Source organism: Psychrobacter sp. Pi2-51, from assembly GCF_904846665.1.
Lineage (GTDB): Bacteria > Pseudomonadota > Gammaproteobacteria > Pseudomonadales > Moraxellaceae > Psychrobacter > Psychrobacter glaciei.
This window is the reverse complement of record NZ_CAJHBP010000006.1, coordinates 1-24,541: the sequence shown is the minus strand read 5'-3', so window position 1 is coordinate 24,541 and position 24,541 is coordinate 1. Positions and strand designations below refer to the sequence as shown.

Here is a 24,541-nt window from a genome sequence, read left to right as displayed (position 1 = left end):
GAAAGCTAATGGCAGAACTTCTCAATTGGTTATTTGGTCAATACGCTGACTACTCTACGATATTCATTGTCCTTGAACTGATTGCCGTCGTCTTTGGCGTGGCAAGTGTCTTACTTGCCAGCAAAACCAATATTCTGGTCTTTCCTATTGGCTTGGTCAGCACTGCGATATTTGTCTATTTGCTGTGGAAGTGGCAGCTGTTTGGCGATATGTTTATCAATGCTTACTATACTGTGATGAGCCTATACGGCTGGATTAATTGGTCAAAGAATAAGAAGACTCAATCTGTCGAGCATAAGCAGTCAAACGATGCTAATAATGTCCGTATCGAGCACCTGCATGCAGGCGACATACCTATACTCTCTGCTTTGGCAGCGGGAACGATGGGGTTTGTAGCACTGATTTATTATTTCCGACCAGTGATTAATAACGGTTTTAGCTTCGATGGTGCAGTACTTGGACTGCATTTATTTACGTGGGTCGACTACACTGATATGCTCACTACCGCCTTGTTCCTTATGGCGATGTGGCTCATGGCACGGCGCAAGATTGAGCATTGGATACTATGGATTATTGCCGATGCGATATCGGTACCGTTATACTTTTATAAAGGTTTTACGTTTACCGCGCTACAATATATAGTCTTCACTTTCATCGCAATCTGGGCATATTATGAATGGCAACGACGCTATCGTACACAACATCGCGCACAACCTCATACAGCATACGCCTAAATCTGTCATAAATGTCGCTGTTTTAGGCGCAGAAAGTACGGGCAAGACGACTTTATGTCGGGATTTGGCAGCACATTTTGATAGCCCTTGGGTAGCAGAATATATGCGCACCTACCTACAAGCAAAGTGGAATGACGAGCAGCTGACTTGCACGTGGCACGATCTGCTACCTATCGCACAAGGTCAGATTGCGTTAGAAAATAAATTGGCCAAACAAGTCGCTCAGACGTCCAATGCTAGCCATTATTTGTTTTGTGATACCAGTCTGTTTGAGCTAATGGTTTATTCTCACTGGTATTATGGCGACTGTCCTATCGCCCTTGAGCAAGCGGCATTGGCACATCATTATGATTTGATATTATTGACTGGCGTTGATACACCATGGGTCGCTGATGACTTGCGAGACAGTCCGCATCAACGTGACGAGATAAGCGCCTATTTCGCCAGCCAACTAAATAAACACCAAAGACCATTCCAGCGCATTGGTGGCGATAGACAGGAGCGAGTTCAGCAGGTAGTAGCGCAGCTTACTGACATTAGCAATATATAGCCTCGCAGCAACTTTATTAGAGTGTATCAATAAACTCATCATTACTTTTATCTTTAAAAACCTAAGAGATATCCATGCTAAAAAAGTTTGAATTTTACTTAGAAAAAACCATATTCCATAGCCGCTGGATACTAGCGCCTTTTTATCTAGGGCTAGTACTAGGTATTATTTTATTATTTGTTAAGTTCGTTCAAAAAACATTTATGATGTTCAACACTGTATTTAGCGCCTCGGTATCAGATGTCATTGTTAATATATTAGTGTTAGTCGACCTCTCGTTAGTAGCCAGTTTATTATTAATCATCATATTCAGTGGCTATGAAATATTTGTCTCAAAAATTGACACAGGCGATCATGTTGATCGACCCAGTTGGATGGGGAAAGTAGATTTTTCTGGGCTTAAATTAAAAGTCATCGGTGCCATCGTTGCGATTTCTGCTATTGATCTTTTAAAATCCTTTATGGATATTCCTAATGAACTGAGCGAGGGTGAAGCGGACAAACTTATGTGGAAGGTCATTATTCACATGACATTCGTTCTATCCGGCCTGCTATTTGCGATTATGGACAAAGTGGTTGGTGACACCAAAAAGCACTGATTTTTATTATTCCACACACTCTCCATTGTTCTTACATATTTTTTCTTTATCACTCCTTTATGATTTTCTTTGAACCTATTGACTGTTATATGGACAGTTTTGGAATAAAGAGTCATATGAGGAGCTTTCATGCAAAAAACACTATTTACCAAACTATCTATCATCGCTGGGCTGTGCATTATTTTCGCCATCGGTCTCAATATGATTGGCTCAGTAATTTACGAGCGTCAAAATTATGCCGCGTCAGTGATCAAAGAAATCGCCCAGCAGCATATCAATCCGCAAGAAGTCATTACGCCATTCATTGCCATTCCGACTACTGTCACGCCTGAGTGTCAGATTACAACGCCTGGCACAACCAGTAAATGTGCACCGTCCTACTCAAAAATTGAAACTATTTTTGCAAACCAAACCCAAGCAACACAAGATCTTGAGGTAAGCACTGATACCTATAAGCGCGGCATCTATCATGCGACCAGTTATGATGGGGCGTTGACATTTGACCAACGTTACACTTTTGATAAAGCCATCAGCCGCTTATATGAAGCGACGAGCACGGCTAGTGTAGAGCAAAGCTCCGTCAATACACCTACCAGTAACGATAAAACGAAACCCAAAGAAACCATCATTCACTGGAATGAAGCAAAATTGATTATTCCAGTATCAGATCTGCGCGGCGTCGCGACTCTACCAACGGTGACCATTGAGCAAAAACCGATAAAAGCGACTTACCCGCAGACACCCTTACTGAAAAATCTGACCTATGTAGAAGTCGCTATTCCGCAAAACATATTGCAGCGTGCCACGAAAAACATGGCTAGCCAGCAGAATAAAAGCAGTCTCATTGCCACAAGCACCAACAGCGAGGCATTAGCCAGTACAGATATAAGCAGTCAGTCGCCCGATATTAAAGGCACTCAAGCGACTGACATCATGATTGACTTACCATTAGCGGGTATCAGCAATTTAAATACGGTTCCGACTGGGCAAAACTTTAACTTAACGATGCGCAGTAATTGGCATGCGCCCAATTTCATTGGTAAGGCGCTCCCTAACGCCAAGAAATTCACTGCTAACGGTTTTGAAGCCAGTTGGCAAAATCAATATCTAACGATCGCCAACAATCAATATTTATCGCAGTGTCTTAGCATCGCTAACAACCGATGTGTCGTCATCAGTAAAGCCACTCTCGATACCAGCAGCCAGTCAATGACTCCTGATGATGCGATTACAGCAATAGAAGGTATTGTCACAGAAGAAGGCACTACCGTGACTGACAGCTACCAAAATGTGCGCCTGAACAGCTTTGGTGTGAGTTTTGCTGAGCCTAATGACGTATATTTACAGACCGAACGAGCGATGAAATACGCCTTATTATTAATCTTGGTCTCATTCGGCACTTTTTTCTTATTTGAAGTGATTAAATCTAGCCGCATCCACCCTATTCAGTACCTGTTGGTCGGTTGTGCGCTGTTTGTTTTTTATGTTTTATTATTACCACTTGCTGAGCAAATCGTCTTTTGGAAAGCTTATGCCATTGCTGCCAGCGCCTGTGTTGGACTCATTGGTTGGTATACTTATTATGTACTGGGCGGTATCAAACGAGCCGCGATTTTTACTGCCACACTGGCAGGATTGTATGCCTCATTTTTCGGCATCTTAACCACTGAAGATATGAATTTATTGCTTGGTGCTGTTTTCTGTTTTGTACTACTCGCTTGCGTGATGGTCATGACCCGTAAAATTGACTGGTATAAAATCGCCTAACTTAGTTAGAGCATGCCAAAACGTTCAGTCTAGGGCAGTCTTACGTTGGTATAACTTGCTAAACCTACCAACATAAGACTGCTCAATCTACTCATAGATAATTTAATATAGTTGTCATCTAATTCACTGTCATCTAACAATCTTGCTATTTAAGGCTTTTGCCCAGTCTCTACAGTCGTTTTCACAGCGTTCGCAGCACTGATTGGGATCAGATAGGTGATTGACGTAGCCACAATGCATACATGCATAATACGTTCCTGACTCTATCTCTTTGACGGGTTGATACTGCTTAGGGAAAAGTGGCATACCATAGATGGTGTGATCAGGTGCATATAACAAAATACTAAAATTACCATCTGTCTCTAGCAAGCCAGTACGCACTTGACCCAGATGCTCAACCCCTTGTTGGCGCATTTCAGCAAAAAACTCATCATGGGACATTTTGCCCTTTTTAATTTTATCGAGTACCAGCATGCCGTCTTCTACAATGTAGAGCGACTTCCCTTCTAGCAGATCTTCGAAAGGCTGATATTTCATCATAGCCCAAGTACATAAACGATATAGCAAAATCACAATACTCATGATTAGGACTGCTTGAATAAGCGGCAAATCCTCATTGAACATTGGGTCACCTGCGATAGAGCCAAGTGATAAAATAATGGTTAGCTCAAAAATAGACAGTTGGCGCACGCCGCGCTTGCCAGTAAAGCGTAAAAACAAAATGATCAGAGCAAACATCACGATGACGCGTATCGCAATTTCAGCAGCAAATACCCACGTGGTGTCATAAATAAAAATACTTGCCCAATCCATATCTTTCTTTCCTTGTCATTTTCAAATCGAGCCTATTTATAAGGTATGTATCATTTTAATTTATAAGTTAGGTTTTTTGGTATTGCACTATACTACTTCCATTCCAATATAAGGCTCAACAATAAATTTTTGCTATAGTCGATCCAAAATATTTTGAGTCAATTCAAGATGCTCTGAATCAATTCAAGATATTTTGGATACAAGGAAGGCGAGTAAAAGTGCCACAGAGGATAAACTAAGCGCGCCTGACACCATATAAATGTTCAACAGACTCTAGGGCGTGTCCTCATTTCAAAAATGGTAATAAAAATGAGATAAATTGCAGTCAAACGAGGAAAATAGCGCAGATAATATCGGGATATTAACCAGCTATTTAACGATTTTTGACAAAATTTAGCCATTTTTAGCCCGTTTAGATATGATCAATTAAATTGAGGACACGCCCTAGTTAATTAAAACCAATTTAATGATTGTAGGAATTATTTTTGAAAGCCACGTTATACACGATTATTGCCTTAATAGCATTTGCCGCAAACTCTCTTTTTTGTAGAATGGCCTTGGCAGAGGGATACATAGATGCGTGGAGTTTCACCATCATCCGTCTGCTTAGTGGTGCTATCTGTCTGAGCATTATTATGGGCGTTTATAGCTATAACCTACGACGCAAAGATTTAACCTTCAACAATCCACAAAATAAAGCTATTTTGAAAGACAAAGGCAGCTGGCTCAGCAGTCTAAGTTTGGTGGTGTATGCGCTTTGCTTTTCGATTGCCTATGTTGAGCTTGACACCGGAACTGGCGCGTTGATTTTATTTTCAGCGGTTCAACTCACCATGATTGGCTGGGGCATTTACAAAAAAGAGCAGTTAAGTGCCTTACAATGGATGGCTTTTATCGTAGCAGTAGCAGGTTTTGTCTATCTTATGCTGCCATCAGCAGCTGTCCCATCCGTATTGGCAGCGACATTGATGGCCATCAGTGGCGTAGCGTGGGGCATCTACAGTATACGCGGCAAAACCTGCGTATCACCGTTACGAGCCACGGGCTTTAACTTTATCAGAAGCCTCGTCGCTATTCCGCTACTACTCATTATTGGTATGGTTTATTTAAAAAATATGCCATTAGCCACTATCAGTATCGAGGGCATCTTATTGGCTTGCGCGTCGGGCGCAATTGCTTCTGGCATGGGCTACAGCGTTTGGTATATGGCAATGCCTTTATTAAAAAGCACTCAGGCAGCGGTAGTACAACTCTGCGTACCAGTATTGGCTGCCATACTTGGTGTGGTATTTTTATCGGAGCAACTGACCTTACCGTTTATCCTAGCAAGTGCAGTCATCTTGGGCGCGGTACTGGTGTTTATCTTAAATAAAAAGACACCACAGACCGTGAGTTAATATTATGAGGCATGTTAAGTCCGATATAAAATGACTTACTCTATGTCATACCCATCAAAAATAAGAATGCCAATAGCATAAGTTACTGGCATTTTTTATGTGTGGTTATGACTATGTAACAGCCAACATACTCATAAATACTCAACTGATTTTGGCTATCGTGTCTTTAATAATGATATTCTATCTAGGGCGTGTCCCTCAATTTGAACGAAAGCGGCTAAATGAGAACACGCCCTAATAATCGGCTTCATTACTTATTACTAGGGTAGTTCATGAGTGAATCAACCAATAACAACTCATTTTATAAAAGACACACTTGGCTTGTCCCGTTAACATGCCTGTTGGCTGGTGGCGCCCTGATAGGCATTTCCACCAATCTAGCGAAAGCGGCAGGGCAAATTGGCTTGTCGCCACTCGCCTTTCTTTTTTGGTCGATTACTGGTGCAGCGTTCCTACTATCAGCCGTGGCGATTTTACGGCATGATTTGCCGCCGCTAACTGTCCGTAGCTTAGAATACTATTCGGTCGCTGCCCTCGTCAGTGTTGCGGGCTCCAACCTGATTTTATTTTCTGCGATTCCACAAGTTGGTGCAGGTTTTGTCGCTTTAATTATCGCTTTGCCACCATTGCTCACCTATCTTGGCGCGCTATTTATGCGTATGGAGACATTCAATGTTGTTCGCGCTGTGGGCGTGGCGGCAGCGCTGAGCGGTGTGGGTGTCTTAGCAATACGCAAGTTTTCGGCTCCCGATGCCAGTATTTTCTGGATTTTACTCGCGCTGTGTGGCCCTGTTTTGCTAGCGATTGGGAATATCTATCGTACCTTGCGTTGGCCAAATGCGGCGTCGCCCAGTTCGCTGGCACCCGGTATGTTAATCGCGGCGGCTATCTTTCTAGGTGTGGTTGGCACCTTGCCGAACTTCTCACTTGCGGTGCCAACGGGCGCATTACTGCCTATTGGGTTGATTGTGCTACAAGCCTTTATCTTCGCTGGACAATTTTTATTGCTGTTTTTATTGCAAAAAACAGGCGGTCCCGTGCTATTAAGTTTATTGGGCTCAGTAGGCGCAATCGTTGGCGTGCCGGTGGCCATCTTTTTGCAGGGAGAAAGTCCACCAGAGGGTCTTTTTTTAGGGGCTTCCTTAATTGCCCTTGGCATCGTATTGGTCACTTGGGGTGGCGTAAAAATGATAGTAATTCCAGATAATACGCATCAGTAAGGCATGTCCTCATTTTAAAAATACTGATCATACCAAACCCAAAAAGTACGATTAGCTGTGTCAAACTCGCTTAATCTACAGTGCATAGTACTTATATTCGTTTTCCTTCCTACTCTAATTTTTGTGAATGGTATCACTTATTGCTATTGCAACTTCATCTGAACATCATATTTATTGATGACAAAAAAACGCCAGTCACTTAAGCTACTGGCGTTTTTTAGCAGTTTATTCAGGCTTATAAATTATTGATTTACTAGCATAAAACCATAATCGCTTTACTGCACAGAACTTATATTAGACAACGGTCACGTGTAAGCGTGCATCAACATTACCACGCGTGGCATTGGAGTACGGGCAAACTTGATGAGCCGCTTCAATCAATGTTTGCGCTTGTGCTTCGTCAATGCCAGACACTTCAACGTATAAATCTATATCTAAGTTATAGCTGCCATCTTGCTTCATACCAATACCAACTTGGGTAGAGGTTTTCGAAGCGGTGATCGGCAGTTTCATTTGTTGCGCCGTCAGGTTCAAAGCACTATCAAAACAGGCCGCGTAGCCCATCGCAAAAAGCTGCTCTGGATTAACACCCTCTTTGTCTTGCTCTTGAAAAGAGACCAAATCAAAGCCTAATGAGCCATCATCCAAGCCTGTATGTCCAGAACGACCACCAGTTGCTGTTGCACGAGTTTTATAGAAAATTTTCATAATATATTCCTTTTTTGATGTTATTAGAAGTCATGCTTGTTTTGTTTCAATGGAGTTATTATAGGCACTCTCAGCTTAAAGCGTTAGAATAGTCCTCCAAAAATCTTGCCTAATTCTATAAATATATGTACGATTAAGCCATTCATTACATCAAAGATATACTATAAAAAATATCGATCCGAGAAACACCAAGCTTATAAACTTTCAATCAACACCCATTTATCTAAGATAACTATGATGCAGCCAACAACGATTGCGCAACTACTTAACATACTGCCCAAGAATCAAACCATCGAGTCTGCTATTCCGGGTTTATTTTTCTACTGTGCAGATAGACCCAATAGAACCGTCAGCTATATTCAAGAGCCTAGTATTTGTATTGTATTGCAAGGTGAGCGAGAGATTTATTTAGGAAATGATTGCCAAAATTTTGATAATAGCAATTTGATGTTTTGCCCTGTAAACATTCCCCTGAGCATGCATGTCAAACATGCCTCAGTAGACAAGCCTGTTATTGTGCTGTCTATGAAGTTAGACCTTGCTATGATTAGAGAAATATTGGCCCAGATACCGCCCGCACGAAATACAGAAGAAAAGCATCTGGGTATAAAATGGCATTTGGATAATACGATACTTGCCGCCTTTGAACGACTCATCAACTTGCTCGATTATCCAAACGATCTCGATTTTTTATCTAAATTAATTCAACAAGAAATCTACTACCGACTACTCTCAGCACAGCAAGGCAATAAATTGCGGCAGCTCGTCGTTAATGGCAGTCATACGCATCGTATCAGCCAAGCAACGGATTGGCTCAAAGCGCATTTGAGTGAACCCGTCATCATCGAAGAGCTGGCCAGTAAATGTGGCATGAGTGTCTCAGGGTTTCATCAGCACTTTAAAGAGATCACCCAGTTAAGTCCGCTGCAATACCAAAAAAGCCTACGCTTGATGGCAGCGAGGCAGCTTATTCAACTTGGTGAATTACAAATTTCGCAAGTCGCCATGCAGGTAGGCTATGAAAGCCCCAGTCAATTTAGCCGTGAATATAAGCGCTTGTTTGGGGTCAGTCCGAGCAGTGAGGTTAATTGATACATCTAATAATCTGGCGCACATGTTATGAAATAACACTCAGACCTTGATGACTTTGGTCTTCTAGGTCAGCGTAGCTTTTGACTTCGTTTTATTACTCTGCGTATTCATATCAAGGAGACACTTAGACGTCCCAATCGAATTATTTACGAAATGTTTTAATCCAGAAAATAACAGTTGACTTACCCTATATATTCATAATATAACATATATATAATTTATGCATTTAGGGCTATTAAAACACCGTTATTCCTAGGTTAATCACAAGCATATTTCGTGAGGAGGTACTATGATTCGTTTCAGTTACACACTCAAATGCTGGACACTAAGTACTGTCTTTTACTCGGTCTTTTACTTTTCCGTATTAATGACAGATCCTGATTTTGGTAAGTATAACCATATGTTAGCGCTAAGCACATTGCTCTTCCCGATTTCCAAGCGGGCAATTGACGTATTGAGTGACTCTTTAAGGCTAGATTTCGATATGTTTGATGGCTTCTTATCGCCCTTACTCATCAATATTACGATATGGCTGCTTACCCCTTTTATCGTCTTTTTAACATTTATTGCTTTTTTGGCTTATAGCATGGGCGTGGTAAAAAGAAATCTGAATCGTCGAAACTAATAGTCAAGATCCCCTAATACCACCTTGGATGCTTTATTCTAAGTATTTCTGAGCAAACAGTATTGGCTTGAATATTAGAGTTCACGTAGGGTGCGCTAAGTTCACTGATAAGAATCAGATCTAATGAAATTAGTGCGTAGAACGTACCCTACTCAAACTACGTACAAATTCTACGAACCGTTAGTTGCTTTTGATACTTACCTAAAGGACCGTATTTACCAACAGAACTAATCTTACCAATGACGCAAGTGTCAAAATATTTGTAATAGCCTTTTTGATTTATACTTTTCGAATCTTTTATTAATAACTGCTTTGGATCTGATACATAGTAAGTGATGCCATTAGAAGCGAATTCATGAACCTCAAAGCTTCTTTTAAAACTGCCCCGTAACTGCACTTCTTTTTCTACGCTTGTTGGCGCGAATGCCTTCGCATTTTTATTATTACTGGCTTGTGTTTCATCACAGCCCGTACTCATAAATATAGTTGATGCAAATCCTAATATTATCAATCTACCTTTAATCATTATTTTTTATCCTGCTCAAACACCTACGTCAATGTATTGAATAAAGTCCAAAAAACTCTGGGCCGTGTCCTCATTTTAAAAGTGGTTATAAAAATGAGATAAATTGCAGTCAAACGAGGAAAATAGTGCAAATAATATCGGGATATTAATCAGCTATTTAACAATGTTCAGCCATTTTTAGCCCATTCAGATACAATCGCTTGAATTTAGGACACGCCCTAGTGTAAAAGAATAATAGCCCTTTAATTTAATCAAATATTATCGACTAAATTAAAGGGCTATACAAGACAATGGTCATATGTCGTCAATTAGCAAGCTTTAACACTCATATCGAGCCTTAACTCACTTTATCCCACATCTTACTTAGACGCTTCGGTGATACCGCCATACGGGTTTTCATGGGCTGGGCGAATAGTTGAATACGATATTCCTCGACCATCCAGCGGTACTCGCTAATAGACTCATTGTTGGCGCGACCTGCCAGCCGCTCCATGTGCAAGTCCAGCGCATAGACACCATCTAGGTCGGCTTCGATATTGTGCTCAAGGCGCTCAATGCGAACCTCCAGCGCTTCTAGGTAGCGCGGATACTGCTGCCATTGACTGTAATCCATATGATAGACAAAGTTGGCAAGCTGCAAGTCCTGCAACTGATCCTCGATGTCTTCGATAGACTCACCAAAGATCTCTCGATCGAGCATGAGCAAACTCTGACGAATGCGTTGCCAGCGAGTGTAGACGTTTTTGAGAGTTTTTATGACAGCTTGACCAGTCAATAAGAAGTTGCTCAACACAACCTCAAGTGTTTGCCCATATTCCTCTGGCGTGAACGGCAGCTCCTCGCTTAAGCCAACAGCGATATCATCAGCGCTCTCTGGCAAATCTTCACTATGATCAAATAAAATATAGTGCTCTTCCAGAGCGGCATCTAGCGTCGCATCGATAACAATGGTTTTTAAGGCTTCCATGTCGCCAAGGGGCGCAAATGCCAGTTTGAATATCTTATCAATTTGGCTGGTCAGCTGTTTTTTCTTGGCGCCAAGCTTACCTTTGATTAAGGTCAATACCCCAATACGGTGCGCCTGCAATGCGGCATTGACATCGGTATACTGATGGATCGATACCGCCTCACCAGCTTCATCAGTGACCAAAGCAGCAAACTGTTTCATCACCACGCCTGCGCTATGATGATTTTTGCTAAAGGCAAAATGCTCAGGGAATTCGGTATGCGCGCCTTGCTGCTCATTCACAGCCTGTCTGGTCTCAGACGCGTGGCGAATCTGTAGCGTCTGGAGGTCGCGACCTTTTTCTATAATGTGATTTTTATCATCGACCACACAGATTTGTGGCTGCAAATAGCGATCAATGGTAGAGGGGTTAAAATTGTCTGCTGTAACCGACATAATGCCGCGACGGTTTAAGGCTTGGCAAAGCTGCTTGAGCAATCCTTGTCCACCAGCGGGTTGCAATTCATCAAACAAACTATCGGCAGTATCGGGAATCGGCACAATTTGACGGCGAATATCTTTTGGCAGTGACTTAAGTAATTGCAAGACCAACTCAAAGCGCCAACCGGGTACGCCCCATAACAGCTCGATAGCATCTAGCTGCGGTAGCGCGACGAGTGGCACGCGAATCGTCACCCCATCGTCATCGCTCGCAGGATCAAAAATATAGCGTAGTGGTAATTTTAAATCACCCAGCTGCCACACTTCTGGAAAGTCACCTGTAGTCGGTGCTTGGCTATTGAGTACGTCGTCATCGGTGAAGAAAAGATGCTTGGTATCAGTTTTTTCAACCTCGGCACGCCAATCTTCAAAAGCCTTACGACTGGCGACATGCTCAGGGATTTTCTTATCGTAGAACTGGTACAGCGTCTCTTCATCAACCAATAAATCACGACGGCGCAGTTTGTCTTCGATACGCTCAACATGAGCGATTTTGTCCATATTATGCTGCAAGAATGGTGCTTGGCGACCCAAGTTACCCGTTACCAAACCATCTCGGATAAAGATTTCTCGCGACTCAACCAGGTTGACTTGCTCATAATTGGTCAGCTGCTTACTGATAATAATTAGACCAAATAAACTAATCTGCGCATAGGCTTTGACACGTCCCGTTTTCTTCGACCAATGCGGCTCAAAGTAGTGATACTTTAATAAGTCACCTGCCGCTGAGATAATCCATTCTGGTTCAATTTTGGCAACGGTACGCATAAAGACTTGCGACGTTTCTACAACTTCAAACGCCATGACCCACGGTGGTATCTGCTTAAATACCGTACTCGCCGGGAAGATTTTGGTTTTTTGCTGGCGCGCCGCTAAATATTCACCACGACTTTCAGTCTTGTGAGCAATCGTAGACAACAGACCTGTTAATAATGCGCGATGTAAATTGGCATATTTGACCGCTTTGATTTCTTCATCATCAATCGCTGTTGGATCGTTAGTAACGTTTTCTAACGTATCCGTAGTTTTTGCCTCTTTAACATCCGTAAGCTTAAGGTCGGTGACCATTTGCACCAACTGGCGATGAGTCTGACTCCATTCACGCACCCGTGGAAAACTCAGATAGTTTTTCTTGGTAAATTGCTTACGTTGATTACCAGAGAGCTTGTTGCCATCTTCATCGGTTTCAAACAAGGCTTTCCACAAACTTAGATAAAATAAGAAATCTGAGTCATCTTGGCGAAATTCTGCATGCCTTTGATCCGCTTGTTGACGTTTATTGGCAGGACGCTCGCGTGGATCTTGTACGGCAAGCGCAGCGACCACAATAAGCATTTCACGAATACAGTCAAAATCAGAACCAGCAACCAGCATACGTGCCAGCCTTGGATCAATTGGCATACGTGCCATCTTTTGACCAGTAGGCGTCAGGCTTAAATGATCGAGACCTTTTTTTGCTTTTGGCTTGTTGGTCTGAGGAGAGGCGGCAGCTTCGCTTTTAGCCGTAATTGCCCCTAGCTCATCGAGTAATTTATGACCGTCAGTAACTAGGCGACTATCGGGTGGCTCAATAAACTCAAAATCATCAACGCTACCTAAACGCAGATTGGCCATCTGTAAAATAACCGAGGCCAAGTTGGTACGCAGAATCTCAGGCTCCGTAAACTCAGGGCGACCAGTAAAGTCCTCCTCGCTATAAAGACGAATACAAACACCTGGTGCGACACGACCACAGCGACCTTTGCGCTGATTGGCAGCCGCTTGTGAAATCGCCTCAATCGGTAAACGCTGCACGCGTGAACGATATGAATAGCGTGAAATCCGTGCAAAGCCCAGATCAATCACATAGCGAATACCGGGTACGGTTAGCGCTGTCTCAGCCACGTTGGTCGCGATAACGATACGTCTGCCACGACCGGACGGCTGAAAAATACGCTGCTGCTCTTCATACGTCTGTCGCGCAAACAAAGGCAACACTTCAGTGTGCTTTGGGCCATGACGCTCTAGCACCTCTTGTGTCTCACGAATCTCTGCTTCGGTCGCGGCAAATATCAGGATATCCGCTTGATCAGCATGACCTTTGCTTTGGGCGTCGCTAAAGCATTCCTCTACCGCAGCCACGACCGCACGCGGCAGATTCTCTTCAAAATCATCGTAGCTGTCATCGTCTGAGCTGGTCACCGGCTCATCGGTCAGCGGACGATAGCGAACTTCAACGGGGAAGCTGCGCCCTTCGACATTAAAAATCGGTGCCGCTACGTTACGTTTTAGCTTGTTATCATAACGACTGAAGTATTCACTAAAGCGCTTGGTGTCAAGCGTTGCAGAAGTGATAATAACTTTTAGATCAGGACGCTTGGGCAATAGCTTTTTCAAATAACCCATAATAAAATCGATATTTAGACTACGCTCATGGGCTTCATCAATGATAATGGTATCGTACTTACTTAAAAATCGATCATGGCCCAATTCAGCCAGCAAGATACCATCAGTCATGAGCTTAACGACCGATTGCGCTGTACCCTGCTCATTAAAGCGAATCTTAAAGCTAACCGTATTACCTAACTGCTCGCCCAACTCCTCAGCGATACGATTCGACACACTCCGTGCTGCCAATCTTCTTGGCTGTGTATGCCCTATTTGTCCAGTAATACCGCGACCTGCTAACATCGCAAGCTTCGGTAACTGAGTGGTCTTACCCGAGCCTGTCTCACCAGCAATGATAATGACTTGATTATCAATAATGGCTTGTATTAAATCTTCTGCTCGCTGACTGACAGGTAAATCAAGGTTTAATTTGGCTGGCAAGTCCTGAGGAATACTATTGATACGCGCTTGCACTACTTGCTGCGAGCGGGTTTTTATTTTGTCATATTGTGCGCGTTTTTTGGCAAGAATATCTTCTGCTTTATCGTTTTTCTCGTTCGCGTTGTTATCCGATTTCTTATTCTTAGCAACAACAGCCCGCGCCAGCTCACGTTCTAAGCGGTTTAGATAATAGCTGTCTTTTGCCAGTACGGGTAGTTCTGCAAAGTTATTTACATCATTTGCTCCAGCTAAATCACTAGCTGCGTTATCTAAATTCCCAGAAAAATCATCGCTTGCTAAATTTGGACCATCATTAAAAGTATTAGACATATTTGCTTAGGCTATTTATTGTTTATAAGTGGTTAGATTATGGGGGTAATTTGGGTCAGATTCAAGGTAGTTATAGTGCTTGCTTGGCAGCTGAGACCTCTTTTACCTATTTTCAAAACGCTCATTTAAAATCTCTTCAAGCTCATCAGTCATAGGCTTAAATTTAAAATGCTCTGGCTCCATCTGATTAATCAAAGCATACTGAGCATTTTCAATCGAGTTATCCTCACAAGAAAAATGATTCATCTCCTGACCAGTGATGGCATTAATAATATAAAAAGAGGTATCGCTATCTTCAAACTGTGTCAGCTCATAATAATTATTCGGATCCCGCATAACGAGATTAGTACCATTAGAAAGAGCCGTATAATAGGCATCCTCAGTAGCTTGCTGCGCCTCTAATCTTAAAGGATTACCTTGGGTGGCGAAATAATACTTGAGCATATAACCAATATCGCTATTAATCACATCCACACGTAAATGCTCACCCTCTTGTGTGATGCACTGATAAATCATAAAAGGTTCATAAACCCGTGGTTCAGTAGCGACATTCTCGTCCACTATACTCTCCCACTCCATTCCCATAATAGGCGCATCTAACATGAGGCTTCCATCCTCAGTCAACTTATACCCTGCTGGTACGTCTTGATCTTCGACCGTAAACTGGAGGTTTAACGACTCATCATTTTCTTTTTTAGCATTGTCAGTGTCGCTACTCAGTGCCGCTGTAGTGTCGTCTGATGTGTCTTGTTTATTCTTTTTATCCCAGAGTGTTATAGCCACTAGGACAATAAAAATTCCTATCCCAAGGCCAACACCTGCGATAACCCACTTAACAAACCCTCTTATAAAATTTTTCAAATCTACCAGCCATATTTTATTTTTATGAATAAATTATTTGTAAATTTAACCGTTACTCGTGTAAATAATCTGCTGACTAGTAGCCGCTTGCATAAAGAAACTCTGCATCTTTTGTAGTGGAACCCTAGGGAAAGGTAAGTGTAGCGAGAGTATTAACTTTTCAAACCCTACCATCTCATCAGCCAATGCTTGAGCAATATCAGGTTGAATCTGCGGACTGTCATACAGATTATCAATTAACCAAGTGAGTTGCGGAAAACTGCCATTATCATGAATCTGATATAGGGCGGGCACTAGCTCATCAGAGATTTGGCAGCGCGTTTTGCGAATTATGCCGTTCTTAAAGTACATATTTAAAGCCATATTATGTCAACTTCCTTAAATTCTTAATACTGAGGTAACCGACGTACTCTTTATCATCATCGGTATTTGCAAGTTCATGACTATCATGAGCAATAGGTTCAATTAAAATCTGTACGTTTGAGATAAGATCATTAACGTTATAAATATCGTCGATATCCACCGCAAATTTATCATCAATATGCGACGCGGCATCGAAAGGTGAATCTTTATCTTTAAAAGTAAACTCTTTATAAAATGCACTCTGTTTGGCTTGTTTGACAGCATCGGCTTGAGTGGCAGCAACGATAAGTAGTTTATAATGAAACTCTTCGAAGCTCCCCTGCTGATAGCCGCCCAAATTGATAAAAAATAGTTTTAGACCATTATTACTATCACTAGTTGCTGACTCGACTAATTTTATCGAGTGATTACCGATCTTAGTAATAGCGCGATACGAGTCGATGTGCCATTTATTTTTGACTTCAGGCCAATGGTGATTAATATCCTCTATTAGCTCGCTCACCTGATTGGCCACGCCAAAAAACATGTCATGTTGCTCAATCAAACGACCTTTTGGGCGACCACCAAGTTGCACCATAAATAGTGTTGGCATCTTACACAGTCCTTATTAAATATATAAAATCCATCGTTAGTCTACTCAATGTTATCAGCTTGGTCTAAAGGCAGTTTGACCATTCCTATAGTTATAACACCTGCCCTGTCCTTAGCGCAAACGCCCAATCTTCACGACCGTTCATTGCAGCCAATTTGGCCGCAGCTTCATAATCATAAGGCACTTTGATATGCTCAACTTGCCAGCTTGTATCTTGCTTAGTACTTTGTATAGTACCTTGCTCAGCACCAACGCATTTAATAAGTGCGTAACTGGCATGGGGCGAATAGGTTTGCATTTTATGAGCGATAGGCAAATCATCTTCATAGGCTGGATAACCAACGCTACCTGTATTGACTATCATTTGCCCTGTCGACAGCGTAACGGTACGTGGGATATGAGTGTGACCACAGATGATAACGGCGCTCTCAATACCGTTAAGCAGTGCCAAAATGTCTGCGTCATCACGTACTATCGGCTGCCCTGTTTCGATATTCTCAAGCATATATACCATGTCATCGGTTGGTGACCCATGGCATAGATATATATCTTCACTGACATGATAATCAAACGGCAAAGCCTGCATCCATTCAACCGCTGCTTTAGGTAAGTTCTCAAAAATAAAAGCCATGGTTGCGTTATCAGCAATATCTGCCGCTGTCGCTTCATAAATCTGTCTATCCTGATTACCTCGAATCGTAATAATATCGTTCTGATGCGCCATTAAAAGCGCATAGGTATCTTTAGGCGCAATCGGTCCGTATAAAATATCACCCAGATTGACAATTTGATCGATATCGCGATGTTTGATATCAGTCAACACAGCTTCAAGCGCGAAGACATTGCTATGAATGTCGGAAATAGCGGCTATTGTCGTTATTTGTTTATTTTTTGGATTATTCATTTATTTGCTCACCAACCAAGAACTGCTTTACGACTTTAACCGTCGCTACGGGATCCTCTTCGTGTGGTACATGTCCCAAATTATCAAATACCTTTAACTGGCTATTAGCGATATCTCGATGAAACAGTTTGGCATTTTCTACTGGAATCAGGTCATCTTGCGCACCCCATAATATAAGGGTTGGTAAATTTAATTTTTTGATTTGTGCTTGATTTGCCGTGTTATCCATCTCCAGCAAGCGGCGGTTTAACGCCAGACGGTTGCCTTGACGCAAAGTCAAATCGTAATAACGATCCACCAAAGCCTCATCAACTTTACTGTCGTCCGCATAGACGCTTAAGATACTTTTTTTCACAACATCACGCGGTAGCACACGGCTAAGCAGTGGAGTCAATATGGGGTATTTCGCCAGTTTAAAACCAATAGGCACCTGCTTTGGTGTTGCAGGGTAGCCAACTGCATCGACCAATATAAGGTTATTAACCCGCTCAGGATATAATGCCGCAGTACGCCACGCGATTTTACCACCCAGCGAGTTTCCTGCTAACGTCACACGACCCACTTCTAAATGATCAAGCACATCAATGACGAATTTAGCATAATTGGCACTGTCATACTGAGTAGATTCATCGGTATAAGGGCCAGTCAAGCCAAACCCTGGCAGATCCATGCTGATGATACAATAGTCATCACTTAACTCATGCGTCCAGCCCTGCCACGTATGCAAACTTGCTGAAGTGCCATGTAGTAATACAATAGTTCTGGGCTGTTCAAAGGTTTTATCACTATCAAGATCAGATTCTATCTCATTTTTTATGGCATTTTTACTCGGATAGGCAATGCATCTTGGCGACCTGATCACATGCGCCTGCATGCCTTGCACGTCTACAAACTCACTATTGGGCAGTTGCCAACGCTCTAGGTCGGCGACGCTTTTATCAGCCGCCCAATAAAGTGCGATTAAAGCCACCAATAAAACAAGCAGCCCCAAAACAATAAAGACCATTATTTTCGTTAGACGTTTTGCCATTTTTATTAAATCCGTTTAATGAGATGACGTTATTAATTATTGTTAGAACATGTCCTCATTTTAAATCAAGGTGATAAAAATCAGACAGATTGTCGTTAAAAAAGAGAAATCTTATACCGTTATTAGTTATGTTATACAGTCATTAAACCTAAAAAGAAACAAAAAACCCGATGCTTGAGAGTAACTCAAACATCGGGTGTCATGGATTTATAGTCAGCTTATTATAAGACTAAATTAGGAAAAAATACGCCCATAGCCCTACCACAAAGGTGGCGATGATATTAAGAATAATACCCGTCCGTATCATCTCTGACTGCTTGATAAGCCCCGTACCAAATACAATCGCGTTTGGTGGTGTGGCGACAGGAAGCATAAAGGCACAAGAGGCACCAATACCGATGACCAGTACCAATACTTCATGTGGTAAACCCATCTGTTCAGCAATAGCAGCGAATACTGGTACTAATAACGCGGCAGAGGCGGTATTAGAAGCGAACTCTGTCAAGAAGATAATAAATGCTGATACCGCAATCATTACAATAATAAGTGGTGCCGAAGACAACGCATTGGCCACGGTCTCGCCCAGCACCAAGGAGGCACCAGAAACTTTCAAAATTGTTGATAGTGCGATACCACCACCGAACAACATGAGCACACCCCAGTCAGTATTGTCAGAGACTTGTTTCCACGATACGAGCCCTAAGCTCACCACCGCTGCTGCTGCAGACAATGCAATGACCGCATCGGTATCAGTGATATCGAGTGCCGCACCGATTTTTTTGGAGAATATCCAACTCAGTGCTGTCACGATAAAGACAATGATCGTCACTACACGAGGTTTATTCCACTCAATAGGTTCCTCTTCGACAAGGACGACCGTACGATTAAGATTGGGCTTCAGGAACAAATACATTGCCCCCAGTAATAGTGGCAATAGCACTAACATCATTGGAATACCGAATTTCATCCAATCGATAAACGCAATATCAAGCGCTTTTGCGGCGATGGCGTTGGGCGGTGAACCAACAATCGTACCCAGACCACCCAAACTGGCAGAATAAGCGATACCCAGTAATACAAACACAAACGTACCGCGATCTTTTTCGCGGTCAACCTGCGTCAGGATACCAAGTGCAAGGGGCAGCATCATCGCTGCCGTAGCAGTATTTGATATCCACATCGATAAAAACGCGGTGACCCCGAATATTAAAAATACAGCCGTGCCAAGCTTGCCACCTGACATCGATAATATTTTTAGCGCAATTTTTTTGTCCAATTGCTGTACATGCAAGGCGGCAGCCAAAGCAAAACCACCAAAAAACAAGTAAATCGTTGGATTAGCAAAGCTCTGCAAGCCAATTTCGGCATCGAACTCTGGGATTCCAATCAGTGCACCAACTACCACCACTAATAGTGCAGTAATGGTCACATGTAGCGCTTCTGTCAGCCATAGCACGCCGATGAAGAAAAGCATGGCCAAGCCTTTATTGGCATTGATATCAAAAGGCAATACATTATAAATAATCATACTAACAATGGCAGCGATAATAACCACTATCAGCCCTTTGCCAGTTCCTTTCGGAAAGGTATCGGTAAATAAGTACTCATTGCCATCATCAGGAAGATGGCTGTCTAACTTTTGCTCTGACATAACATATCCTTATTGTCCTCAAAGACGTTATAAAAAACTAAAATATAAAGATGATTTTGAATCGTGACTGTTTTTTAACGATAACTTTTTAACGATAACGTTATCCTACTAATAAATTTATGTGGTTGAATGGCAACCCCAATGATGTTCCGTTACATATCGTCACTAAACAAGCGCACATCGCATATGTACAACGAGGTGGCACTATCACATACTTGATAGGTAGAATAAAAATGAAACGCCAATGAATATTTACTATTCACCTCTTCGTTGGCAGTCAATAAAAATAATCAGGAGCATGCTATGACAGACTCAAATAAAACAGACGCAACCACGAAGATGGCACCAACAGATATCAACCAAGACGGTCTCGATAAAAAAGACCAACAGCGCACGGATGATTCTGCCCTAGATATGATGCAAGGCATGCACGAACATGAAGACCATAACTCAGAAGACGATAAATAATTCGGTATAAATAGCCATAAAAAATAGCCTAAAAGCGCTTATCTTGATGATGAGCGCTTTTTTGGTTGTGGTGCTCTCTGTTCTGGCAGATGATCTGAGGCATAGTTATAGACGAATGCCGCTGTCAGTACGATAGTGATCGGTACAAACAACGCGCCATAGCCGATCTTGGCATATAAAAATGCGCCCACTACCCCGCCACCGCAAAAGCAATACCAAATAATCGCTTGAAAACCCAATGTCGGTTTACTGATCGAGCGTCCTGCTAGCCAATTACCAATAGCAGCACCCATATCTGACGTTAGACCGGTTAAATGGGTGGTACGAATAACAGCGCCGCTATAGGTCGCCACCATCGCATTCTGTAATCCGCACGCCATTGCCGCCGCCAATTGTCCAAAGTAATCATGTTCTTTATACAGCAGATAGCTGATCAGCAGTAACGCAGCTTCAATATACAGCGCAGTGCCATACCGCCGTCCTAACTTCAATGAGGTTTGCCCAATGACAAAACCGCTCAATATTGCCCCTGCCAAAAATGATAACAACGACGCGCCAATATATAAAATACTGCGGGCATCAAAATGAGCAATAGCAGCAGCAAACAGACTCACGTTACCTGTGACATGCGACACGGACAAGTTGGTAAATCCCATCAACGCTGCCGTATTGAGGCAGCCCGCACTGAATGCCAGTACAGCCCCGCCCCACAGTATCCACCTTGGTAATTTGGTTATCATATCCATCACCTAAAGGCTTGTTACCGAAAAGCCCGTAGTATAACCAAAAAAGACAGCCGGTTGGCTGCCTTCTCTGTCATTACGCTAAGGGTTTATTATAACCAATGGCTCTTATAACTCTCAAGAATTCATAAAACACAATAAATGCCAATTAAGACTTTTTGAATAATTACTGCTGTGGCTCATCAAGCATCATTAATTGTTCACTGATGGCGACAGTATTAAATCCAGCATCAACGAACATAATCTCACCAGTGATACCTGATGCCCAAGGTGATAGTAAAAACAAGGCCGCGTTTCCTACTTCTGTTTGACTAACATTACGCTGTAGTGGGGCGATTTTTTCGCTGATATCGAGCATCTTGCGGAAAGACTTAATACCACTGGCAGCAAGCGTGCGAATAGGTCCTGCAGATATAGCATTAACACGTATGCCTTCGCCGCCCATAGAGGTCGCTAGATAACGCACACTGGCTTCAAGACTGGCTTTTGCCATACCCATGACATTGTAGTTTGGCAATACTGAAATACTGCCTTCGTAAGTCAATGTCAACATAGAGCCATGGCGCATTGCTAATAATTCACGAGCTTCTTTAGCCAAAGCGACAAAACTGTAGCTCGATATATCATGGGCGATATGACTGCCTTCACGCGTCGTGGCGCTAACAAAATCCCCGTTCAGCTGATCCATCGGCGCAAAACCAATAGCGTGTACCACGCCATCAATACCATCACCCCAATGGGCAGTCACTTGTTCAAAGCAAGCAGCAATAGACTCATCAGAGGCAACATCACACTCCAGTACCAAATCTGCTTCGAATTTTTCAGCCGCCATATCGACGCGCTTCTTAATTTTGTCATTTGGGTACGTCAGGATTAGCGAAGCCCCTTCACGGTGTAACGCTTCTGCGATAGCCCAGGCGATAGAAAGCTTACTTGCGATGCCAGTGACGACGAATCTTTGTCCTTGAAGTAGCATAATATTTCCTTTTTGAATCGATAGAAATTATTTAGAATCGATATTTATTTAGAGTTTTTAAGTGAGAAGTAGCAAGTGATAAAAAATGTAAACCAGAAGATGGCCCATTATACATGAATTGATTTAAGTAAACAGTCGTAAACTGTACTTGAATGCCGTTATTCAAATACACTTATATCAAAATATGATGCTGACCCTTAATGATGGTCGGCATATTTTAGCAGGCAACGTTGATAATAAAACCCATATACCGTTATCTTTTTACTGCTTATTTCCAAAAACTCAGTCATTAAACACAATTGCCATTGTGGCTTCGAAGGCACAATCGGCACCCCTCTTGCGATTAAACGCTTAACTGCTCGCCACAGCAGTATGAAGTTAAGCAGATTTCGAGTATAATCACAGCCCTTCCCAGCTTGCATAATTTTTATAAGAATCCTTACATGATAGGATTCAACGTTAAGCTACACCCACATTTTGGATGGCTGCCAAACCTATGAGTAACACTCCCATCATAACCCCAGATTATAAAGAAAGTACCGAATCTTATCGCCAACTGATTGAATCAACTGGCGAAGACTTAGATCGTCCTGGATTGCAAGATACGCCTATTCGGGCGGCAAAAGCCTTTGCTCATTTAACCCAAGGCTATCATCAAAGCTTAGATGAAGTGGTCAATGACGCAGTATTCCCATCGACCAACCGCGAGCTGGTGCTGGTGCAAAACATTGAGTTTTATTCGTTGTGTGAGCATCATATGCTGCCTTTTCATGGGGTTGCACATATTGGCTACCTACCGAATGGACAAGTATTAGGACTGTCAAAGTTTGCGCGTATCGTAGATATGTTTGCCCGTCGTTTACAAATTCAAGAAAACTTAAGTGAACAAGTGGCACAGACCATTATGGACGTGACGGGTTGCCGCGGTGTAGCCGTGGTGATGGATGCATCGCATATGTGTATGATGATGCGCGGTGTCAATAAGCAGCATTCAACCACACGAAGCACGGCGATGCTAGGCGAATATGTTCATGACAATCAAGCACGAAATGAGTTTTTGGGTGCTGTACCTAAGCGCCAACCGGCATTTTAAAGTGGTATTTTAGAATATTAAAAATAAAAAAGGACACTTATCAAGTGTCCTTTTTTATGCAATTTAGATATTTTTAAAACAGAGATACTGTTAGCGCGTAGTAAACCAGCCTTAGCTAACTGGTTTTACATCATCTACCCAGTTGCCATAACCAGCGGCTTCCATCTCGGCTAGTGGAATAAAGCGCATTGCCGCTGAGTTCATGCAATAGCGTTTACCCGTTGGGGCTGGACCATCGTCAAATACATGACCCACGTGCGAGTCAGCGTAGCGGCTGCGAATTTCGGTACGGGTTGAAAAAATACCGCGGTCTTCTTTTTCGACGACCACATCAGCGCTCAACGGACGGATAAAGCTAGGCCAGCCTGTGCCAGACTTAAACTGATCACGAGAAGAATACAGTGGCTCGCCCGATATCACATCGACGTATAGCCCAGGCGCTTTATTATCCCAATATTCGTTATCAAACGCGCGCTCGGTACCCTCTTTCTGAGTGACTTTGTACTGAATGTCACTGAGCGAGTTTTTCAGCGTTTCCTGTGTTGGCTTCACAAATGTCTTCGGATTGAAGCCAGCACTTGCTTTAGTGGTTGATGACTTATTTGATGTTAGTTGCTGTATGCTACTAGCAGTGGGTTTGAACTGGTTAAAATCTAGCTCATAATCTTTGCCATAGACGCTTTCGATAAACTGGTATCGACCAGAATTAAAAGTATAAGCCTTATAGCGTAGCGGGTTCTTTTTGTAATAGTCCTGATGATACTCTTCTGCCGGATAAAAGGTGCTGGCAGGAACAATCTCAATCACTACTGGTTTTTCATATACACCAGAGTCTTGCAATGATTGCTTGGCAGCTTCTGCTATCTGCTTTTCTTGGGCATTATTATAGAAAATAGCGGGGCGATATTGCGTGCCTCGATCGACATACTGACCTTTATTATCAGTTGGATCAGCGATTCTCCATAGCGCCTGTACTATACCGTTATAAGTAATCTTCTTAGGATCATAGTATACTTGCGCCGCTTCCGTATGACCTGTGCCACCTGCTGATACCTCTTTATAGGTTGGGTTTTCAGCACTGCCACCTGTATAGCCAGACACTACTTCTACCACACCAGGTATTTTCTCATAGCCTGCTTCCACACACCAAAAGCACCCACCAGCAACTGTAGTGGCATAATTAAATCGGACCACGCTTAAGAGGTTATACTAACCCAAAAGAAGGAACATAGTATGACTAGCAA

Annotated in this window: 23 protein-coding genes; 10 read left to right on the top strand and 13 right to left on the bottom strand. The window is 42.5% G+C overall.

All coding sequences use genetic code 11. The annotated features are described in order from the left end of the window. Nucleotides 1–8 precede the first annotated feature (8 nt). The 4 genes from pnuC (at nucleotide 9) to creD (ending at nucleotide 3,650) form a co-directional block, all read left to right on the top strand. Nucleotides 9–734, top strand: coding sequence for a nicotinamide riboside transporter PnuC (gene pnuC, locus JMY08_RS04595; RefSeq protein ID WP_201591420.1), 726 nt, complete (start codon nucleotides 9–11; stop codon nucleotides 732–734). Next, nucleotides 673–1,284, top strand: coding sequence for an AAA family ATPase (locus tag JMY08_RS04590; RefSeq protein ID WP_201591417.1), 612 nt, complete (start codon nucleotides 673–675; stop codon nucleotides 1,282–1,284). The genes pnuC and JMY08_RS04590 overlap by 62 nt, the downstream gene beginning before the upstream one ends. Nucleotides 1,285–1,358: 74 nt before the next feature. After that, nucleotides 1,359–1,883, top strand: a complete 525-nt coding sequence (locus JMY08_RS04585) for a TIGR00645 family protein (RefSeq protein WP_201591414.1) — start codon at nucleotides 1,359–1,361, stop codon at nucleotides 1,881–1,883. A 129-nt stretch (nucleotides 1,884–2,012) separates the two neighbouring features. Further along, complete coding sequence (gene creD, locus JMY08_RS04580) at nucleotides 2,013–3,650, top strand: cell envelope integrity protein CreD (protein WP_201591411.1); 1,638 nt, start codon at nucleotides 2,013–2,015, stop codon at nucleotides 3,648–3,650. Nucleotides 3,651–3,779: 129 nt separating this feature from the next. Here creD and JMY08_RS04575 read toward each other — a convergent pair whose 3' ends face one another. Further along, nucleotides 3,780–4,463, bottom strand: a complete 684-nt coding sequence (locus tag JMY08_RS04575) for a DUF421 domain-containing protein (RefSeq protein WP_201591395.1) — start codon at nucleotides 4,461–4,463, stop codon at nucleotides 3,780–3,782. Nucleotides 4,464–4,948: 485 nt separating this feature from the next. Between JMY08_RS04575 and JMY08_RS04570 the strand changes: the two genes are divergently transcribed. Both JMY08_RS04570 and JMY08_RS04565 read left to right on the top strand, forming a co-directional pair. Continuing rightward, a complete protein-coding gene (locus JMY08_RS04570; RefSeq protein ID WP_201591368.1) occupies nucleotides 4,949–5,860 on the top strand; it encodes a DMT family transporter in 912 nt (303 codons plus the stop codon). A 272-nt stretch (nucleotides 5,861–6,132) separates the two neighbouring features. Further along, entirely contained in the window at nucleotides 6,133–7,080 is a 948-nt protein-coding gene (locus JMY08_RS04565; protein WP_201591365.1) for a DMT family transporter, read from the top strand. A 294-nt stretch (nucleotides 7,081–7,374) separates the two neighbouring features. Here JMY08_RS04565 and JMY08_RS04560 read toward each other — a convergent pair whose 3' ends face one another. Continuing rightward, the gene (locus tag JMY08_RS04560) at nucleotides 7,375–7,788 is read right to left on the bottom strand and encodes an organic hydroperoxide resistance protein (RefSeq protein ID WP_010196208.1); all 414 of its coding nucleotides are present in this window, start codon (nucleotides 7,786–7,788) and stop codon (nucleotides 7,375–7,377) included. 234 nt (nucleotides 7,789–8,022) lie between these two features. On the opposite strand from JMY08_RS04560, the gene JMY08_RS04555 reads away from it, so the two are divergent. Further along, nucleotides 8,023–8,880, top strand: a complete 858-nt coding sequence (locus tag JMY08_RS04555; protein ID WP_265089741.1) for an AraC family transcriptional regulator — start codon at nucleotides 8,023–8,025, stop codon at nucleotides 8,878–8,880. A gap of 289 nt (nucleotides 8,881–9,169) precedes the next feature. Then, on the top strand, nucleotides 9,170–9,505 hold the full coding sequence (locus JMY08_RS04550) for a hypothetical protein (RefSeq protein WP_189581866.1): 336 nt from the start codon (nucleotides 9,170–9,172) through the stop codon (nucleotides 9,503–9,505). Between the two features lie 157 nt (nucleotides 9,506–9,662). Here JMY08_RS04550 and JMY08_RS04545 read toward each other — a convergent pair whose 3' ends face one another. The 8 genes from JMY08_RS04545 to JMY08_RS04510 all read right to left on the bottom strand — a co-directional run bounded on the left by JMY08_RS04545 (nucleotide 9,663) and on the right by JMY08_RS04510 (nucleotide 20,017). Further along, nucleotides 9,663–10,031: a hypothetical protein gene (locus JMY08_RS04545; RefSeq protein WP_201591362.1), complete on the bottom strand. Its 369-nt coding sequence runs from the start codon at nucleotides 10,029–10,031 to the stop codon at nucleotides 9,663–9,665. Between the two features lie 337 nt (nucleotides 10,032–10,368). Then, nucleotides 10,369–14,616 carry an ATP-dependent RNA helicase HrpA gene (gene hrpA / locus JMY08_RS04540; RefSeq protein ID WP_227679591.1) on the bottom strand — a complete coding sequence of 1,416 codons (4,248 nt, stop codon included), beginning with the start codon at nucleotides 14,614–14,616 and terminating at the stop codon, nucleotides 10,369–10,371. A 102-nt stretch (nucleotides 14,617–14,718) separates the two neighbouring features. Further along, nucleotides 14,719–15,477: a hypothetical protein gene (locus JMY08_RS04535; protein WP_201591359.1), complete on the bottom strand. Its 759-nt coding sequence runs from the start codon at nucleotides 15,475–15,477 to the stop codon at nucleotides 14,719–14,721. A 45-nt stretch (nucleotides 15,478–15,522) separates the two neighbouring features. After that, nucleotides 15,523–15,840: a hypothetical protein gene (locus tag JMY08_RS04530; RefSeq protein ID WP_201591356.1), complete on the bottom strand. Its 318-nt coding sequence runs from the start codon at nucleotides 15,838–15,840 to the stop codon at nucleotides 15,523–15,525. Between the two features lies 1 nt (nucleotide 15,841). Next, nucleotides 15,842–16,432: a DUF1543 domain-containing protein gene (locus JMY08_RS04525; protein ID WP_201591353.1), complete on the bottom strand. Its 591-nt coding sequence runs from the start codon at nucleotides 16,430–16,432 to the stop codon at nucleotides 15,842–15,844. Between the two features lie 91 nt (nucleotides 16,433–16,523). Beyond that, a complete protein-coding gene (locus JMY08_RS04520) occupies nucleotides 16,524–17,336 on the bottom strand; it encodes a metallophosphoesterase family protein (RefSeq protein ID WP_201591349.1) in 813 nt (270 codons plus the stop codon). Further along, nucleotides 17,329–18,366, bottom strand: coding sequence for an alpha/beta fold hydrolase (locus JMY08_RS04515; RefSeq protein WP_201591345.1), 1,038 nt, complete (start codon nucleotides 18,364–18,366; stop codon nucleotides 17,329–17,331). Before JMY08_RS04515 ends, JMY08_RS04520 begins: the two co-directional genes overlap by 8 nt. Before the next feature lie 229 nt (nucleotides 18,367–18,595). Further along, a complete protein-coding gene (locus tag JMY08_RS04510; RefSeq protein ID WP_201576841.1) occupies nucleotides 18,596–20,017 on the bottom strand; it encodes an SLC13 family permease in 1,422 nt (473 codons plus the stop codon). A gap of 303 nt (nucleotides 20,018–20,320) precedes the next feature. Here JMY08_RS04510 and JMY08_RS04505 point away from each other — a divergent pair, with 303 nt between their 5' ends. After that, the gene (locus JMY08_RS04505; RefSeq protein WP_201591328.1) at nucleotides 20,321–20,485 is read left to right on the top strand and encodes a hypothetical protein; all 165 of its coding nucleotides are present in this window, start codon (nucleotides 20,321–20,323) and stop codon (nucleotides 20,483–20,485) included. A gap of 38 nt (nucleotides 20,486–20,523) precedes the next feature. Here the strand turns inward: JMY08_RS04505 and JMY08_RS04500 are convergent, their stop codons facing one another. Together JMY08_RS04500 and JMY08_RS04495 are read right to left on the bottom strand one after the other, a co-directional pair. Beyond that, complete coding sequence (locus JMY08_RS04500; protein WP_201591325.1) at nucleotides 20,524–21,225, bottom strand: YoaK family protein; 702 nt, start codon at nucleotides 21,223–21,225, stop codon at nucleotides 20,524–20,526. Between the two features lie 169 nt (nucleotides 21,226–21,394). After that, the gene (locus tag JMY08_RS04495) at nucleotides 21,395–22,204 is read right to left on the bottom strand and encodes an enoyl-ACP reductase (protein ID WP_010196229.1); all 810 of its coding nucleotides are present in this window, start codon (nucleotides 22,202–22,204) and stop codon (nucleotides 21,395–21,397) included. A gap of 496 nt (nucleotides 22,205–22,700) precedes the next feature. Here JMY08_RS04495 and folE point away from each other — a divergent pair, with 496 nt between their 5' ends. Then, on the top strand, nucleotides 22,701–23,297 hold the full coding sequence (gene folE, locus JMY08_RS04490; protein ID WP_010196233.1) for a GTP cyclohydrolase I FolE: 597 nt from the start codon (nucleotides 22,701–22,703) through the stop codon (nucleotides 23,295–23,297). Between the two features lie 111 nt (nucleotides 23,298–23,408). Here the strand turns inward: folE and msrB are convergent, their stop codons facing one another. After that, nucleotides 23,409–24,491 carry a peptide-methionine (R)-S-oxide reductase MsrB gene (gene msrB, locus JMY08_RS04485; protein WP_265089740.1) on the bottom strand — a complete coding sequence of 361 codons (1,083 nt, stop codon included), beginning with the start codon at nucleotides 24,489–24,491 and terminating at the stop codon, nucleotides 23,409–23,411. Nucleotides 24,492–24,541: the final 50 nt, after the last annotated feature.